Consider the following 18,010-nt stretch of genomic DNA (forward strand, 5'->3'; position numbering starts at 1 on the left):
TGAGAATTGAGAGACACTGTTCGTACAATTATATATGTATGGGATAGGTCTCTCTTTTTTTATTACTACTAGGAGGCGCTAGATTTTATGAGTTTATCAACTTTGAAAAGAGAACAGATTAAGCAAGATTTAAAAAATGATACTTTTGATGTTGTCATTATCGGTGGAGGTATTACTGGTGCAGGTATTGCATTAGATGCAACACAAAGAGGTATGAAAGTCGCGTTAGTAGAAATGCAAGACTTTGCACAAGGTACAAGTTCACGTTCAACAAAATTAGTGCATGGTGGTTTGCGTTACTTGAAACAATTGCAAGTTGGCGTTGTAGCAGAAACTGGACGTGAACGTGCAATTGTATATGAAAATGGGCCTCACGTAACGACACCTGAACGTATGCTATTGCCAATGCATAAAGGTGGCTCTATGGGTAAATTTACTACATCTATTGGCTTAGCAATGTATGATAGACTAGCAGGCGTTAAAAAATCAGAACGTAAAACAATGTTAAATGCTAAAGAAACGTTAGCGAAAGAGCCACTTGTTAAAAAATCAGGATTAAAAGGTGGCGGATCTTATGTTGAATATCGTACAGATGATGCGCGTTTAACAATTGAAGTCATGAAACGTGCAGCTGAAAAAGGTGCCACAGTAATCAATCATACGAAATCAGTACATTTCACATATGATTCAAATGAAAAGGTCAACGGTATTCATGCAGAAGACCAAATTTCTGGTGAGACTTATCCAATTAAGGCTAAAAAAGTAATCAATGCAAGTGGCCCATGGGTAGATGAAGTACGTAGTGGTGATTATGCACGTAATAACAAACAATTACGTTTAACAAAAGGTGTTCATATTGTTATTGATCAATCAAAATTCCCATTAGGACAAGCAGTATACTTTGATACTGAAAAAGATGGACGTATGATTTTTGCGATTCCTCGTGAAGGTAAAGCATACGTAGGTACAACAGATACATTTTACGATAACGATAAAACATCACCATTAGCTACACAAGAAGACAGAGATTACTTAATTGATGCGATCAACTATATGTTCCCAGATGTAAATGTAGCTGATGAAGATATTGAGTCATCATGGGCTGGCGTAAGACCATTAATTTTAGAAGAAGGTAAAGACCCATCAGAAATATCTCGTAAAGATGAAGTTTGGGAAGGTAAATCAGGCCTACTTACAATTGCTGGTGGTAAATTAACTGGTTATCGTCATATGGCATTAGAAATTGTAGACCTTTTATCTAAACGCTTAAAATCAGAATACGGTTTGAAATTTGATAAATGTGCTACAAAACACTTACCAATTTCTGGTGGAGATGTTGGTGGTAGTGCAAACTTTGATCAATTTATTGATAAAAAAGTTGAAGATGCTAAAGCTTATCAAATAGATGATGCGACAGCACGTCATTTTGCAACGAAATATGGTTCAAATGTAGAAGAATTATTCAAAATTGCTCAAACAGCACAATATCAAGAATTTGGTTTACCATTAGATATTTATACAGAATTGATTTATTCTATTCAAAACGAAATGGTTCATCGTCCAACAGATTTCTTTATTCGTCGTACTGGTAAACTTTATTTCAAAATAGATGACGTTCTCAATTATAAAGAGCAAGTTATTGATGTAATGACTGAATTACTAGGTTACACAGATATTCAAAAAGACTTGTTTACAAAAGAACTTCAAACTGCAATTGATGAAGCACAAACAGGTAATAATCAACCTGCAGTTAAAGAATAAATTAAATATTGTCCGAATCTAACATTTGATCTTTATCCAATAATGAGTTAGTAGATTTAAATTTTGAACAATAGTTCTTTCCCTTCAAAGTAGACATTAAAAAATGTAGACTTTGGAGGGGTTTTTATATTTTTAATGAGGTTTTGCATTTAATTTTATCAATAATAGCGCTGTAACAAGTGATAAGCCGAATAGCATTGTATTTGAAAACAGTGTATTTTGAAGGTATATTGTATAATGTATGATGAATGAAATGAAACGTGATTTGGGGGTAAAACATGAGTGGAAATGAGTTTAAAATCACTGTTGCAGATGGAACGACTTTAGAAGTGAAATTGAATAAGGCGAAAAAAGACACGATTGGTGTTATACACTTACTTCATGGCATGGCAGAACATATGGATCGATATGATGCACTTATTGATTCATTAAACCAACAAGGATATGATGTACTACGACACAACCATAGAGGGCATGGTAAAGATATAGCATCATATGAACGTGGTCACATTGATAGTATGGAGCAAGTGGCAGATGATACTTTTGAAATTGCACAGACGTTGTATTCAGATACTGTGCATACGCCATATATTATATTGGGGCATTCAATGGGTTCTATTATTGCTAGAATTTTCACCCAAAAATATCCAGATGTTGCACAAGGCATGATTCTATCAGGAACAATGCAATACCCTAAGTTTTTAGGGAAATGCGTACAAATAATTTTAAAACTTATCACTTTAATAACTGGTAAAAGACGTCGTTTGAAATGGTTAAACCAAATAATGTATAAAACTTTCAATAAAAATATAGAAAACAACAAATCGAAAAATGATTGGTTATCCAGCGATGACCAAGAAGTTGAAAAATTTGAAAAAGACCCTTTTACTGGATTTTTAGTCTCAAATCAACTGATTTTTGAAACAGTAAAGTATATGTTACAGACAAGCAAATTAAAAAACATAAAAAAAATGAAGTCAGATCTTCCTATTTTACTAATTTCTGGAAAAGATGATGCGATAGGCAATTATGGAAAAGGGATTAGACATTTAGGAAAACTATATAAAAAGGGTAAAATTCATCATATTACAGTACATTTATACAAAAATAAAAGACATGAAGTATTATTTGAAAAAGATGCTACGACTACGTGGCAACATATGTATGATTGGATAGAAAGACAAATTTTAAAAAAATATAACAGAGTAGATAAAGCATAAAGAGAGTTGATATAAGTGCAGAGCGATAAACCTTTTATAATTGCATTAGTTGGTCCAACAGCTGTTGGTAAAACAGAATTAAGCATCGAATTGGCTAAAAGATTTAATGGTGAAATTATTAGCGGAGATTCTATGCAAGTCTATAAACATATGGATATTGGAACAGCAAAAATAAATAGAGAAGAGATGGCGGATATTCCACATCATATGATAGATATTCTTGAACCTGATGAAACATTTTCTGCGTATGATTTTAAAAATAGAGCGCAAAATTTAATAGATGAAATTACGGCTAGAGGTCGTATGCCTATCATCGTAGGCGGTACAGGTTTGTATATCCAATCATTAATTTATAATTATGCTTTCGAAGATGAAACGATATCTGAAGCACAACAAATTAAAGTAGACCATACGCTAAATGAATTAGATTCATTATCAAATGAAGTATTGCATGATTATTTAGCTTCGATAGATAAAGATTCAGCTGATACTATTCACCCAAATAATCGTAAAAGGGTACGTAGAGCGATTGAATATTATTTAAAAACAAAAAAACTTTTAAGTTCACGCAAGAAAAATCAACAATATACAGAAAATTATGATACATTATTAATAGGGATAGAAATGTCACGCGAAACTTTATATCAAAGAATTAATAAACGTGTAGATATAATGTTGGAACGCGGATTACTAAATGAAGTGAAACAACTCGTTGAAGATGGTTTTGAGACTTGTCAAAGTATGCAAGCTATCGGATATAAAGAGATGTTACCTGTAATTAAAAATGAGGCTAGTCTAGCCGAAGCAACAAATAAATTGAAAAAGCATTCTAGAAATTATGCTAAAAGACAAATGACTTGGTTCAAAAACAAGCTCGACGTAGTATGGTTAGATAGAGAGATAATGTCACTTTCATTGATGTTAGATGAAGTTTCAGTCCAAATAAAGAAAAGGAGAACATAACATGAATACAACAGAAAACATCCAAGATAAATTCCTAGGACAATTTAAGGCTGATCAAACGAAAGTTATCGTATTTTTAGTGAATGGTTTTCAAATGAAAGGTATTATCGAAGATTATGATGACAATTTGGTTTGTTTATTAACACAAGGAAAGCAACATCTTATTTATAAACATGCTATCAGTACATTCACACTTGATGATGCAGTAGAAGAAGTATAACATTAAAAAAACAATTTATTTTTGCATACTTTTAAAGAAGAAAGCTACACTCAAGTGTAGCTTTCTTCTTTAAATCAGTAATTTATTTATAATAACGCTTCAATATCAGCTTCAATTTGGCTCGGTTTTTTCTGTGGCGCATATCGATTAGTTACATTACCTTCTCTATCGATTAAAAATTTGGTGAAGTTCCATTTGATTTTTTCATTGAAAAATCCATTTTGTTGTTCTGTCAGAAATTGATATAAAGGGTGTTGATTTTCGCCTTTGACATCAATTTTTTCGTGCATTGGGAAAGAAACGCCATAGTTAATTTTACAGTTTTGAGTAGCTTCTTCACCCGTACCTGGTTCTTGACCTCCGAATTGGTTACATGGAAAACCTAGCACAACAAATCCTTGATCTTTATAGTTGTCGTATAAGTGTTGTAGTCCTTCAAATTGTGGTGTGAAGCCACACTCACTTGCAGTATTGACAATTAGTAATACTTTATTTTTATATTCTTCTAACTTGTAAGTTTCGCCATTTGGTTTTTGAACTTCTATATCGTATATAGTCATATCATGTCACCTCTTATTATTAATTTAACATAATTTGAGAAGATAGTCTTTATATAAACACTATGATAAAATAGCAAAGAAAACTTTGAAAGAGGTGCATGTTATGAGCCAACAAACACATACGACTAAAAAAGAATTAGAGACAGCGATTTTAGTTGGCGTACAAGCTCAAACCGATGAAGTGTTTGATTTTGAATCAACAATGGAAGAATTAGCTTCATTGTCTGAAACATGCCAATTAAATGTACAAGCTGAATTTACCCAGAACAGACAACATTTTGATAATAAATATTACGTTGGAAAAGGTAAATTAGAGGACATAAAAGCTTATATAGAAATGAATGATATAGATGTACTTGTTGCTAATGATGAATTGACTACAGCCCAGTCAAAAACATTAAATGGTAATCTGAACGTTAAAATTATCGACAGAACACAACTGATTTTAGAGATATTTGCACTTCGAGCAAGAAGTAAAGAAGGTAAGCTTCAGGTAGAATTAGCGCAATTAGATTATTTATTACCTAGACTTCAAGGTCATGGGCGTAGTTTATCAAGATTAGGTGGTGGCATCGGAACGAGAGGTCCAGGTGAAACTAAGTTAGAAATGGATCGTCGTCATATTAGAACACGTATGAATGAAATCAAACATCAATTAGAAACGGTGGTTGAACATCGAGAGCGATATCGCAACAAACGTGAACAAAATAATGTGTTTCAAGTAGCACTTATTGGATATACAAACGCTGGTAAATCATCTTGGTTTAATGCATTGGCGAATGAAGCTACTTATGAGAAAAACTTGCTTTTTGCTACGCTAGATCCTAAAACAAGACAAATTCAAATCAATGATGGATTTAACCTAATCATATCTGATACGGTTGGTTTTATTCAAAAACTACCAACTACACTCATTGCTGCGTTTAAATCCACTTTAGAAGAGGCGAAAGGCGCAGATTTACTATTACATGTTGTGGATGCTAGTCATCCTGAATATCGAGTTCAGTATGATACAGTAAACCAAATCATAGGTGACTTAGATATGGGGCATATTCCTCAAGCTATTATTTTTAATAAAAAAGATTTACACGAAGGAACTATGCCAACAACTCATTTACCATCAGTTTTTGTTTCAAGTAAAAATGAAGAAGATGAAGACAAAGTGAAACAATTACTTATAGAGCAAGTTAAATCAGCTTTAACTTTTTATGAAGAAAATGTCTCAAGTGCTGATGCTGATAGATTATATTTCTTGAAACAACATACACTCGTCACAGAAATCATATTTAATGAGAAAGATGCAACATATACTGTAAAAGGGTTTAAAAAAGAATAGGAAGAAGAATTACGATGAAAAATATGAAACAATTAATAGCAGATACAGAAGCGAAACTAGAACCTTATTTTAAAAATATAGAAGAGATTGCTTATATCAATCAAGAAAAAGTGTTGGACGCGTTCCACGCTGTTAAAGTATCCGAAAGTGACTTACTTGGCACAACGGGTTATGGATATGATGATATAGGTCGAGATCATTTAGAAGCTGTATATGCACATGCATTTAAGGCGGAAGACGCATTAGTGCGCCCTCAGATTATTTCTGGTACGCATGCGATTACAATTGCTTTACAAAGTACTTTGAAATATGGGGATGAATTAATGTATATTACAGGTGATCCTTACGATACATTATTAGAAGTGATAGGTATTAATGGTAATGGTATAGAAAGTTTAAAAGAACACGGAGTAATATATAATAAAGTAGACTTAAAGCACGGTGAAATCGATATTGATAAGGTATTAACTAAAATATCACCACAAACTAAGGTCATCGCTATTCAGCGTTCGAAAGGTTATGATCAACGACCATCCATAGATTTAACAAAAATAGAAAGTGCAATTCAACAAATAAAAGCGCAATATCCTGAAATCATAATATTTGTAGATAATTGCTATGGTGAATTTGTAGAAGAACGAGAACCTATAGAGTGCGGCGCTGATTTAATGGCTGGTTCCTTAATTAAAAACCCTGGTGGAGGGCTAGCTAAAATCGGTGGTTATATCGTTGGAAATGAAACATTGGTGGAAAGATGTGGATACCGTTTAACTGCGCCAGGAATTGGTAAAGAAGCTGGTGCCTCACTATATTCGTTACAAGAAATGTATCAAGGATTTTTCTTAGCGCCTCATGTTGTGAGCCAAAGTTTGAAAGGTGCATTATTTACGAGTTTGTTACTAGAACAAATGAATATGCACACCTCACCAAGATTTGATGTGCCTAGAACGGATTTAATTCAAACGGTCACTTTTGATACGAAGGAACAGATGATTCAATTTTGCCAAAGTATTCAAGCAGCTTCACCGATTAACGCACATTTTAGTCCTGAACCATCTTATATGCCGGGTTATGAAGATGATGTCATTATGGCTGCGGGTACGTTTGTTCAAGGTTCTTCAATTGAATTATCAGCAGATGGTCCTATAAGACCACCGTATGAGGCTTATGTTCAAGGTGGCTTAACGTATGAACACGTTAAATTAGCTGTAACAAGAGCTGTTGAAAAAATATTTTAATAAATTTAAAGAGAGGCCACATTGTATTTATAGCTAGGTCAAATAGCAAATTAAAATGCATATGTGGCTATTTCTAATTATAGAAAAAATTTCGGAAAATTCTGCGATTAAATGTAGGAAGTGCATTATAAAGTTAATTAAATCAATGGTTTGAAGTATATGTTAGAAAACCTGACATATTTTTGAATTGCTTTAAGAATTATGCTAAATTAAATACAAGTTCAAAAATAGAGGTGATTGGATTGGAGTCAAAAGATACGATACGACGAAGCATGCCGGTCTTCTCTATGAGTGTTGTTACGAAATTAAGTGAACTAACTGCTAGACAAGTTCGCTATTATGAGACACATGAACTGATTAAACCACATAGGTCAGAAGGAAATAAACGACTTTTTTCGTTAAACGATTTGGAACGCCTTTTAGAGATAAAAAGATTGATAGAAAAAGGCTTTAATTTAAAAGGTATTAAACAGATTTTAAATGACGAACAAGATCACCTTTCTGATGATGAACAAGAAACGAGAAAACAAATGATTGTTGATGCTACACAGAAACCACAACGAGAAGCGATTCCGATAAATCGTGGTGACTTATCTCGATTTATCAAATAAAATTAATGGGGGACATTTATAATGGCAAAACGTACATTTACCAAGGAAGACATACACAAGTTCGCTAAGGAAGAAAATGTCAGATACCTACGTTTGCAATTCACTGATATTTTAGGTGTTATTAAAAACGTGGAAGTACCAGTAAGCCAATTAGAAAAAGTTTTAGACAATGAAATGATGTTTGATGGATCTTCAATCGAAGGCTTCGTCCGTATTGAAGAATCAGATATGTATTTATGTCCAGATTTAGATACATGGGTTATTTTCCCATGGACAGCAGGTCAAGGCAAAGTGGCTCGTCTTATCTGCGATGTTTATAAAACAGACGGCACACCGTTTGAAGGTGACCCACGTGCAAACTTGAAACGTGTATTAAAAAACATGCAAGATTTAGGGTTTAGTGAACTTAATTTAGGACCAGAACCTGAATTCTTCTTGTTTAAATTAGATGAAAAAGGTGAACCAACATTAGAATTAAATGATAATGGTGGTTACTTCGACCTTGCGCCTACAGATTTAGGTGAAAATTGTCGTCGTGATATTGTTTTAGAATTAGAGGACATGGGCTTTGATATTGAAGCAAGTCACCATGAAGTGGCACCAGGACAACATGAAATTGATTTTAAATATGCAGATGCTATCACTGCGTGTGATAATATCCAAACATTTAAATTAGTTGTTAAAACAATTGCACGTCAACACAATCTTCATGCAACATTTATGCCTAAACCATTATTTGGTGTGAATGGAAGCGGCATGCACTTCAATATGTCACTCTTCAAGGGTAAAGAAAATGCCTTTTACGATCCTGAAGGCGATATGGAAATGACTAAAGATGCATATCATTTTATCGCAGGTATTCTAAAAAATGCACGAGGTTTAACTGGTGTATGTAATCCATTGGTTAATTCTTATAAACGTTTAGTTCCAGGTTATGAAGCACCATGCTATATTGCTTGGAGTGGTAAAAACCGTTCGCCATTAATTCGTGTACCAACTTCACGTGGTTTATCAACACGTGTAGAAGTTCGTTCAGTAGATCCAGCAGCCAATCCTTACTTAGCATTAGCGGCTATTTTACAAGCGGGCTTAGATGGTATTGAAAATAAATTAGAAGTACCTGAGCCAGTAAATCAAAATATATATGAAATGAATCGTGAAGAACGTGAAGCCGTTGGTATTCAAGACTTACCATCAACATTATATACTGCTATTAAAGCAATGAAAGATAATGATTCTATTAAAGAGGCTTTGGGTAATCACATTTATAATCAATTTATAAATTCAAAATCTATTGAATGGGATTATTATAGAACTCAAGTTTCTGAATGGGAAAGAGAGCAATATTTAAAACAATACTAGGTGCTAAGCAAAAGGGGCAAACACTAGGTATACAAGCAATCCGAGTCACTTACTCATAAGTGATTTGGATTGCTTTTTTAAGCACCTATTTGTATTAATTAAAGCTTTTTGGGTGGAAATTGGGGACGATAAGCATTGTTTGAACTATTAAAGAATAAAAAAACTATGTAAAATATGTATGAAGTGATATAATTTTTGAAAATAAGATTAGGGGTTTTGAAAAAACATATCATATTTATAGTTTTTTAAGTAAAAATAACTTTTAATCTTATTAAAATGATTAAAAATAATTAAAAGGGGTTGTAGTTACATGCAAGAAGTAAAACTAAGTACATTAAAAGCGAGTTCCTTAAAAGAATTAGAAAGTAGCATAAATGCATATTTAAAAGATGAAGAAGTAGCGGATTATCAATTACTCAATTCAACCGTTCGTGAAGTGGAAGAGCGTGCTTTCTCAGCAAATGAAGAAGAGTTTCATGCTATATTAACATTTATAAAAGAAGTAGAGTAAATACAAGCGTTATAATTTATAATGCAAGTAAGGTTCAGTGAATTGAAAACTATACTAATTGAGGTTGAGACGAACATCATGTCTCAACCTTTTTCTGATGACAAATGGCTTGTGAGTGAGGGGATTAAGGTATGAAATATTTAAAAGTACAGATGATAAGAGAAAATTTAGAAAGTATTCCACAGTATGAATTGCCTGTTGGATATAAAATTCGAAATTTTAAAATAGGAGAAGAAGTAAAATGGGCAAATTTAGAAATGAAAGTAAATGAATTTGATACTACAGATCAAGCATTGACACATTTTAACACTGAATTCGGACAAAATATGCATGAAATGGAACAAAGATGTTTGTTTCTTGAAAATCCTAAAGGTGAAGTCATAGGTACTACAACAGCATGGTATGGAAATTTAACAAGAGATAGTAAAATTTGCGGACGCATTCATTGGGTGGCGATACTCCCAGAGTATCAAGGTAAGCAATTGTCTAAACCTTTATTATCTGAAGCAATGAATCGCCTATCTCAATATCATAACCAAGCGTTTTTAACTTCTCAAACCACTAGTTATCAAGCGGTTAATATGTATCTAAATTATGGGTTTAGACCAATCCTTTCAAATGAAAAAGATTACGAAGCATGGACGTTATTAGAAAAAACATTAAACCGAGCGATTTTATAAATATAACTTCTAAAGCAAAACTTATTTTTTACTATATATAAAAATAACAATATTATGTTAACTTAAATAAAAAACTGCCGATTTAAACACTCGGCAGAAGGTACTATTTTTTCTTGTTTTTAGTTACAATCACTTGAATGAGAAAGACAATAAATCCAATAAAAAGGCCTAAAAATATTGCTACAACTGCAGATACAAGAGGTGGGAATTGATATTGGTACTGTAATATTAATCCCACTATGATTGCTATAACAATCGCAATAACTGTAATCATGTTCTCCTTAAATATACTCAAGTTGTTCACTCCTATCATCTTAGTATTATAGCACGATTTGTTAAGTGAGTTAAAATAAAGAACTATTATAGTTTCATTTGTTGTAAAAGCGTAATTTTTCTTTGGAATGAGCATCTTGACGTAAACTTTAATTTTCTATATGATAATTTGGTATATTCAAAAAAAGTGGGTGCAACAATGAAATCAACAAAGAAAATTACGACATTAATTATAAGTATAGTTGTACTAGGTGTACTGGCATTTCAGTTTATTAATGGTACTGGTCCTTTTTCATCTAATGATTCCAATAACAATCATACTGGACCAAAACAAACTGAGAAAGTACATGTAGCGCGTGTGGTTGATGGAGACACACTAGTAGCAAACAATAGTCAGCATGAACAAATTAAAGTAAGGTTGATAGGTGTAGACACGCCAGAGACTGTTAAACCAAATACACCTGTACAACCATATGGTAAGGAAGCATCTGATTTTTCAAAAGAACATTTAACCGATAAAGATGTCTTTTTAGAATATGATAAAGAAAAAGAAGATCGTTATGGGCGCACATTAGCATATGTATGGTTAGATAAAGAAACCATGTTCAATGAATTGTTAGTGAAAAAAGGATTGGCAAGAGAAAAATATTTTTCACCAAATGGAAAATATAGAGACTTATTCGAAAAAGCAGAACAGATGGCTAAAAGCAATAAAGAAAATATTTGGAGTTAAAAATTTCAAATGGCTTAAACGCAAATGAGGCTGGTACATAAATAACCATACTCAAAAAAGAGAGCTACCCTAATGGATTAGCTCTCTTTTATATTTAAATCTTTATGATTTTAACCGTGCTTGTTTGTCTGTGTTCAACTTTACTTAATCTAAGTTTGTATTCTTTCATTTAAATCACTTTCAGATATGATGTCACGTAACAAAATCTCTATTGCAGCTTTTTAAATACCTTTTAATTAGTGAAAATGTGCAAGCAATTCATTGTATTGTGCCTCAGTTAATGATTCTTGAGCATTTACAATCGTCTCACCAATGACTTCTTTTAGTGAAGATTTGGATGAAACTGTTTCTACAAAATCTTGTCTTTCTGTAGGTCCATCAATTAAATTGACGCTGCCATCTGTAAAATAAACTAAACCAATATTTTGAATTCTGTGGTTTAATTGGTCTGCAATTCTATCTTCCAATGCTTTGGCATTTTTTGAAGACTGTTCATATGGATCATAGTTATAAAAGTCATAAATAATAGAATTATTTCTAATTCTTTCAACAAATGTGTATGTTGTTGGTCGTGTTGATTGAAATTGACTGTGGAATTGGTTTGCAATATAACGTCCAACCGTTTGATTTACTGTATCGCTTCCATTATTTTGTGTGTCATTTGTTGGGTCAACCGTGAAATGATAAAATGTTTTTTGCTTCCAGTTTTTCACATTGATATTAAATAATCCTTTTTCAGTAATGACGATGTAATCGAAAGCTCTAGCATATTCAAACAAAGGATGTTTCACTGCTAAATTTCCAGTTGTGATAATATCAAAAAATGAAATTGAACCTTCACTTCGATATTGATTTAATATGTCGTTTAAATCCTGTTTTGCTTTTCTTAATCCATGATGATGTGTATCATTATTTACATCTTTTTCAAGCATTTGATTTTTTAAATATGTGTTTTCACGCGTGATGATACTAATTTTATTTATTAACTGATCTTTTGCGTATGATTCAGTCTCAAGCTTATGATTCATCACTCTTCTTTCAATAATAATAACTAATAATAGTATTACAATAATTATTGCTAAAATAATCGGGAAAAACATTGGTATCATCCTAATCTAAATATTTTTAATAAACTATATTTTACTCTTTTATTTATATTAGTACAAATACAACTAACTAATAAGTTCAATATTAGTATAATCATATTTTTTAATTATAAGCAATTCCTACTTAATATATAATAGAGCGATTTGATTTATTATAGAAATTAATGAATTAAAAAACATATATGCCTATTAAATAAGTGCTAAATCGGGTAATACATATATTATCAATGAAACTAAGTATTGAAAAGTCTGTTTGGAGGACATTGAATTGACGACTATGAAAAAATATATCAACTACATAATAGAAAATATAAATAATGAAGATGTTATTGCATTCGATAATCATCCAGTTAATTATCAAATTCTTGACGAATTATATGATGCTAATCTTAAAATTTCAGTGATTACTTTTTCAACAGATATCATTAAATATGTCGCAAGATACACTGATTTTAATATCATAATGCCGAATGGAAAAGTAGACAATGCACTACATATTATTACTGGTTCGGAAGTGATCCAAACATTTGCGAGATACCGCATTCGTTACTATTTTGCAACTGCACCTTACATGGTAGATAAGGCGCTGTATCAAACATTGCCAGAAATTGCTAAAATTCAGTTGGCTTTATACCATAGTTCAGAAGCATTATTTATTGTTAACAGACCGAGCATTTTGAACCTACAAAATCGACAAGACTATAGCTATATTGGCAAGTTTTAAATAAAAATGTGTTTAAGTTCACATTTTTGTGCTTTTCACATTGAAAAATACGGCAACAAATAATATAATGATTATTAATGGAAACGCTTACTTTTGATAGGAGGTACAGATTTGGCAGTTAGTAATAATAAAAATATTAAAGAAGTTGTAAAAAATTTAACTGAAAATGTACCTGAACTGTTTAAATATAATGGTGAAGTCGCAAAACAACTCTTTCTTCATGATGAGTTTAATTTAGACGATAAGGTTGATATTAGTGTCGAAAGAAAATATCTAGGTGAAGTTTTAAAGTTTATACCTAAAGATAATACGATTGTGTTACATGACGGTACAAATACTACTACTGATTTTTCAAAGTTAAAATTTGTAGATGTTACTCACGCAAATATTTATATAAATGATGAGTTAATCATGACAATCATCGTTTATGACGTAGAAAATGATGAATGGATGTTTAGATGGAATCACAATATTCGATTACCTGAAAAGCATATTTATTTTCATTCTATCAAATGGGATGTAGATTATATTAAACCTGAAATTGTGTTAATGTATGAATTATTAGATCCGATTGATTATCATCAATTACCGAATTATAGAAGCGTAATTGATTCATTAAGTTATTATCAATTTGTTATTTTACGCTTAGTAGTCGGAGATGAACGTATTAACCAAGCACTTATATCTGAAAAAAAAGCAATTTAAAAACCCTTCAAATCATTCAATAGTATTCATTAACTTTCAAATGAGACTATACGATTTGAAGGATTTTTTTATAGACATAAAGTTTTGAATTATTATTTAAATATTCAAACAATTTTTAGTGTAACAATATTCATAAGTCGCATTGACAGCTTTCTCGGCATCTGTCACATCGATACCAAACATCATAGAAATTTCTGAGGCGCCTTGGTTCATCATTTTTAAGTTGATATTTGATTCTGCAAGTGCATGCGTAATTGTGCTAGCTGTGCCAACAATTCTATGCATGCCTTCACCAACTACCATTAAAATTGCCAAATCATGTTCAATGCTTAACTCATCTACATCACAATTTTTACGTATATCATTAAGTACTTGTTCCTCTTTGTTTTGTATCTCTTTAGAGCGCATGATGATACTAATGTTATCTATACCTGATGGCATATGATCAAATGAAATATTATAGTCTTCTAGTACAGCTAATATTTTACGTGTAAAACCAACTTGTCTATTCATAAGGTATTTTTTAATATTTAATACTGTGAAATCTTTGTCACAGCTAATACCACTTACAACACTATTTGAATCAATTTCTCTATCATGTCTAATATAGGTGCCTATATCATTAGGTCTATTTGTATTTTTTATAACGACAGGAATTCTATCTTTGTGTAATGGTTGTAACGCTTCATCATGGAATACACCAAAACCAGCATAAGACAACTCACGCATTTCACGATAGGTAATTTCATTTATGACTTCAGGGTTTTTAACAATAGAAGGGTTGGCTCTAAAAATGCCTGAAACATCTGTAAAGTTTTCATATAAATCCGCTCTCACACCTCTTGCTACTATGGCTCCTGTTATATCTGAACCACCACGAGGAAATGTGACCACGTAATTTTGTCTTGAAATACCAAAAAATCCAGGAATGATTAACTTTTCTTCAAATGACCGTAATTTATACAGTGCTTCATATGATTGATTTAAGATTTGCGCATTTTGAGGTAAATCTGTAACGGTAATACCAGCTTCTCCAGGTGAAATGTAGCGCGTTGGAATGCCTTGGCTGTTATTATATTCTGCAATAATTTGAGCATTAAAATCCTCGCCACATGAAAGTAGAGCATCAAGTAGTCTTGATGGTTTTTTCCTCAATGTTGCTATGTAATTTTCTAAAGTCTCATCAATTGTTTTTAAAAGTGTGTCGCTCATGTTGAGTTCATTAATAATATCCTTGTAGCGTTGAATAATTTCCTCTTTTTTAGAAGTGTAGTCCAATCGTTCTATTACTTTTTCGTAAAGTCGAATTAATAAATCAGTGGTTTTTACATCATCTTTATCGCGCTTTCCTGGAGCTGAAACAACTACAATTTTACGAGCTTCATCTGAATTAACAATATCTAATACTTTTTTAATTTGCTCTGCATTGGAAACAGAGCTTCCTCCGAATTTAGTTACTTTCATAATGTTATACAACCTTTCTAAAAAATCAGAAAATTTAGTTTAGTTTTTATCACAGGAGTGATAATATATATATACGTTTTAAATATACGTAGACTTTACAAAAATAATGAATGAATTTATACTATACCATATTCAAGTATTTTTCAACTGTACAATTGTATTTTTTAGATAAACAAACGGAGGAATGAAAACATGAAAGAATTAAATGTAGCACTACTTGGTTTAGGAACAGTAGGTTCTGGTGTAGTAAAAATAATAGAAGAAAATAGAGAACAAATTAGAGAAACGATGAATAAAGATATTAATATTAGACATATATTAGTACGTGACAAGTCTAGAAAACGGCCTATTAACACATCAAAATATAACTTAACAGAAGATATAGAAGATATATTTAATGATGACTCAATAGATATCATCGTCGAAGTGCTCGGAGGCGTTGAACCTACAGTAGAATGGTTAAAACGCGCATTGAGTGAGCAAAAACATGTGATTACAGCAAATAAAGATTTGTTGGCTGAAAACTTACGAGAGTTAGAACATTTAGCGCAAGAAAATGACGTTGCTTTAAAATATGAAGCTAGTGTTGCAGGCGGTATTCCTATTGTAAATGCGATAAACAATGGTTTAAATGCTAATAATATAAGTAAGTTTATGGGGATTTTAAATGGTACATCTAACTTTATTTTAAGTAAGATGACTCAAGAAGAGACATCATTTGAAGAAGCTTTGGCAGAAGCACAACGTTTAGGGTTTGCAGAAGCGGATCCAACTGATGATGTTGAAGGTGTTGATGCAGCACGAAAAGTCGTCATTACCTCGTATTTATCGTTTAACCAAGTAATTAATTTAGATGAAGTTGATAGATATGGCATTAGCGATGTTACGCTACCAGATATTAAAGTAGCTGATAAACTTGGCTATAAGATAAAATTGATAGGTAAAGGTACATATGAAAATGCTCAGGTCAATGCATCTGTTGCACCAACTTTGATTGATAAAAGCCATCAGTTAGCGTCTGTTGAAGATGAATTTAACGCGATTTATGTTATTGGTGATGCTGTTGGAGAAACAATGTTTTATGGTAAAGGTGCGGGTAGTTTAGCAACAGGAAGTGCTGTTGTCAGTGATTTATTAAATGTAACATTTAATTTTGATACTAATTTACATACGTTACCCCCGCATTTTGAATTAAAAACTGAAGAAACCAAAGAAATGATGAATGAAGAAGAAGATACGATTGTTATTAAAGGTAAGGAAAGTTATTATGTTGTAGTCCAAACAGATGGGGAAGATGTAAAACAAGTTGAAACCTTGTTAAAAGGCGAATTACCTGTTCATAAATCATTAGTAGTGGCTGAACGTGATGCACATACTGCAGGTGTGGTTATTATAGGTATTGATGAATCACCGATAGCAACGATTCAAGAATCAGGCTATGTAGTACAGAAAATATATCCAGTTGAAGGAGTTTAATGTTTATGAAAAATTGGCAAGGACTTGTAGAAGAATTTAAAGCATATTTACCAGTGACAGCTAATACACCAAAAGTAAGTTTAAATGAAGGTCATACGCCTTTGATATATTGCGAGAATATGTCTGAAATGCTTGGTATTGAATTACATGTTAAGTATGAAGGTGCAAATCCAACAGGTTCATTCAAAGATAGAGGCATGGTAATGGCTATGGCAAAAGCTAAAGAAGAAGGCAAGAAAATTGTGATTTGTGCTTCAACTGGCAATACGTCAGCCTCTGCAGCAGCGTATGCTGCGAGAGCAGGCTTAAAAGCGATTGTTGTTATTCCAGAAGGGAAAATAGCTTTAGGTAAATTGTCACAAGCAGTTATGTACGGTGCAGAAATTGTTTCTATAGAAGGCAATTTTGATGAAGCGCTTGAAATTGTACAAGAAGTGGCTAAAAATGGTGAAATCGCGCTTGTGAACTCTGTTAATCCTTATCGTATTGAAGGTCAAAAAACAAGCGCTTTTGAAGTAATTCAACAGCTGAATGGTCAAGCACCAGATATATTATCGATTCCGGTTGGAAATGCTGGTAATATTTCAGCATATTGGAAAGGATTTAAAGAGTATCATGACGTAAATGATACACAACTTCCTCATTTATACGGGTTCCAAGCCGAAGGTGCATCACCAATCGTTCAAAATAAAGTAGTGAAGAATCCAGATACGGTAGCTACTGCAATTAGAATTGGTAACCCAGCAAGTTGGGATAAAGCTAATCATGCCCTAAAAGAATCACAAGGCCTCATTGATAGTGTATCAGACGAAGAAATTTTAGAAGCATACCAATTGATGGCTCAAAAAGAAGGTATATTTAGTGAACCTGCAAGTAATGCCTCTATTGCTGGTTTGATTAAGTTGCATCGTGCTGGTAAGTTACCTAAGGGTAAACGCGTAGTGTCAGTATTGACTGGTAATGGCTTAAAAGATCCAGATACAGCTATTTCATTATTAGATAACCCAATTAAGCCACTACCAAATGATAGAGAAAGCATTTTAGAATATATTAAAGGAGCACTTTAG

19 protein-coding genes are annotated in these 18,010 nt (G+C 32.3%); 15 read left to right on the plus strand and 4 right to left on the minus strand.

Annotation, left to right across the window (positions count from 1 at the left end; genetic code table 11):
• The first annotated feature begins 87 nt into the window (after window positions 1–87).
• From KA830_RS07940 to hfq, 4 genes are all read left to right on the plus strand, one after another.
• The gene (locus KA830_RS07940; protein ID WP_204180053.1) at window positions 88–1,761 is read left to right on the plus strand and encodes a glycerol-3-phosphate dehydrogenase/oxidase; all 1,674 of its coding nucleotides are present in this window, start codon (window positions 88–90) and stop codon (window positions 1,759–1,761) included.
• Between the two features lie 278 nt (window positions 1,762–2,039).
• Entirely contained in the window at window positions 2,040–2,981 is a 942-nt protein-coding gene (locus KA830_RS07945; RefSeq protein ID WP_046208592.1) for an alpha/beta hydrolase, read from the plus strand.
• A gap of 15 nt (window positions 2,982–2,996) precedes the next feature.
• The gene (gene miaA, locus KA830_RS07950; RefSeq protein ID WP_210134175.1) at window positions 2,997–3,944 is read left to right on the plus strand and encodes a tRNA (adenosine(37)-N6)-dimethylallyltransferase MiaA; all 948 of its coding nucleotides are present in this window, start codon (window positions 2,997–2,999) and stop codon (window positions 3,942–3,944) included.
• 1 nt (window position 3,945) lies between these two features.
• On the plus strand, window positions 3,946–4,164 hold the full coding sequence (gene hfq / locus KA830_RS07955) for an RNA chaperone Hfq (RefSeq protein ID WP_046208590.1): 219 nt from the start codon (window positions 3,946–3,948) through the stop codon (window positions 4,162–4,164).
• A gap of 86 nt (window positions 4,165–4,250) precedes the next feature.
• On the opposite strand, the gene KA830_RS07960 is transcribed toward hfq, so the two are convergent.
• On the minus strand, window positions 4,251–4,724 hold the full coding sequence (locus KA830_RS07960; RefSeq protein ID WP_046208589.1) for a glutathione peroxidase: 474 nt from the start codon (window positions 4,722–4,724) through the stop codon (window positions 4,251–4,253).
• A gap of 103 nt (window positions 4,725–4,827) precedes the next feature.
• Between KA830_RS07960 and hflX the strand changes: the two genes are divergently transcribed.
• From hflX to KA830_RS07990, 6 genes are all read left to right on the plus strand, one after another.
• The gene (gene hflX / locus KA830_RS07965; protein ID WP_046208588.1) at window positions 4,828–6,060 is read left to right on the plus strand and encodes a GTPase HflX; all 1,233 of its coding nucleotides are present in this window, start codon (window positions 4,828–4,830) and stop codon (window positions 6,058–6,060) included.
• 14 nt (window positions 6,061–6,074) lie between these two features.
• Window positions 6,075–7,298 carry a methionine gamma-lyase family protein gene (locus KA830_RS07970; protein ID WP_064209013.1) on the plus strand — a complete coding sequence of 408 codons (1,224 nt, stop codon included), beginning with the start codon at window positions 6,075–6,077 and terminating at the stop codon, window positions 7,296–7,298.
• 242 nt (window positions 7,299–7,540) lie between these two features.
• Window positions 7,541–7,909, plus strand: coding sequence for a MerR family transcriptional regulator (locus KA830_RS07975; protein ID WP_073342234.1), 369 nt, complete (start codon window positions 7,541–7,543; stop codon window positions 7,907–7,909).
• Between the two features lie 21 nt (window positions 7,910–7,930).
• On the plus strand, window positions 7,931–9,271 hold the full coding sequence (glnA, locus tag KA830_RS07980; RefSeq protein ID WP_046208586.1) for a type I glutamate--ammonia ligase: 1,341 nt from the start codon (window positions 7,931–7,933) through the stop codon (window positions 9,269–9,271).
• Window positions 9,272–9,581: 310 nt separating this feature from the next.
• Window positions 9,582–9,782 (plus strand): hypothetical protein, encoded by a 201-nt coding sequence (locus tag KA830_RS07985; protein WP_046208585.1) that lies wholly within the window; start codon window positions 9,582–9,584, stop codon window positions 9,780–9,782.
• 131 nt (window positions 9,783–9,913) lie between these two features.
• On the plus strand, window positions 9,914–10,462 hold the full coding sequence (locus tag KA830_RS07990) for a GNAT family N-acetyltransferase (RefSeq protein WP_046208584.1): 549 nt from the start codon (window positions 9,914–9,916) through the stop codon (window positions 10,460–10,462).
• Between the two features lie 103 nt (window positions 10,463–10,565).
• Here the strand turns inward: KA830_RS07990 and KA830_RS07995 are convergent, their stop codons facing one another.
• Complete coding sequence (locus tag KA830_RS07995; RefSeq protein ID WP_046208583.1) at window positions 10,566–10,757, minus strand: hypothetical protein; 192 nt, start codon at window positions 10,755–10,757, stop codon at window positions 10,566–10,568.
• Window positions 10,758–10,934: 177 nt separating this feature from the next.
• On the opposite strand from KA830_RS07995, the gene nucI reads away from it, so the two are divergent.
• Window positions 10,935–11,468, plus strand: a complete 534-nt coding sequence (gene nucI / locus KA830_RS08000; protein WP_046208582.1) for a thermonuclease NucI — start codon at window positions 10,935–10,937, stop codon at window positions 11,466–11,468.
• A gap of 236 nt (window positions 11,469–11,704) precedes the next feature.
• On the opposite strand, the gene KA830_RS08005 is transcribed toward nucI, so the two are convergent.
• Window positions 11,705–12,568, minus strand: coding sequence for an NERD domain-containing protein (locus KA830_RS08005; RefSeq protein WP_046208581.1), 864 nt, complete (start codon window positions 12,566–12,568; stop codon window positions 11,705–11,707).
• A 283-nt stretch (window positions 12,569–12,851) separates the two neighbouring features.
• Here KA830_RS08005 and KA830_RS08010 point away from each other — a divergent pair, with 283 nt between their 5' ends.
• Together KA830_RS08010 and KA830_RS08015 are read left to right on the plus strand one after the other, a co-directional pair.
• Entirely contained in the window at window positions 12,852–13,298 is a 447-nt protein-coding gene (locus KA830_RS08010) for a DeoR/GlpR family DNA-binding transcription regulator (RefSeq protein ID WP_239436888.1), read from the plus strand.
• 111 nt (window positions 13,299–13,409) lie between these two features.
• Window positions 13,410–14,003, plus strand: coding sequence for a hypothetical protein (locus KA830_RS08015; RefSeq protein ID WP_210122819.1), 594 nt, complete (start codon window positions 13,410–13,412; stop codon window positions 14,001–14,003).
• 96 nt (window positions 14,004–14,099) lie between these two features.
• Here KA830_RS08015 and KA830_RS08020 read toward each other — a convergent pair whose 3' ends face one another.
• Window positions 14,100–15,467, minus strand: a complete 1,368-nt coding sequence (locus tag KA830_RS08020) for an aspartate kinase (RefSeq protein ID WP_064209011.1) — start codon at window positions 15,465–15,467, stop codon at window positions 14,100–14,102.
• Between the two features lie 192 nt (window positions 15,468–15,659).
• Here KA830_RS08020 and KA830_RS08025 point away from each other — a divergent pair, with 192 nt between their 5' ends.
• Complete coding sequence (locus KA830_RS08025; RefSeq protein WP_192946296.1) at window positions 15,660–16,943, plus strand: homoserine dehydrogenase; 1,284 nt, start codon at window positions 15,660–15,662, stop codon at window positions 16,941–16,943.
• Window positions 16,944–16,948: 5 nt separating this feature from the next.
• Window positions 16,949–18,010 (plus strand): threonine synthase, encoded by a 1,062-nt coding sequence (gene thrC / locus KA830_RS08030; protein WP_046208576.1) that lies wholly within the window; start codon window positions 16,949–16,951, stop codon window positions 18,008–18,010.

Source organism: Staphylococcus sp. GDY8P119P, assembly GCF_017892075.1.
Classification (GTDB): Bacteria; Bacillota; Bacilli; order Staphylococcales; family Staphylococcaceae; genus Staphylococcus; species Staphylococcus ureilyticus.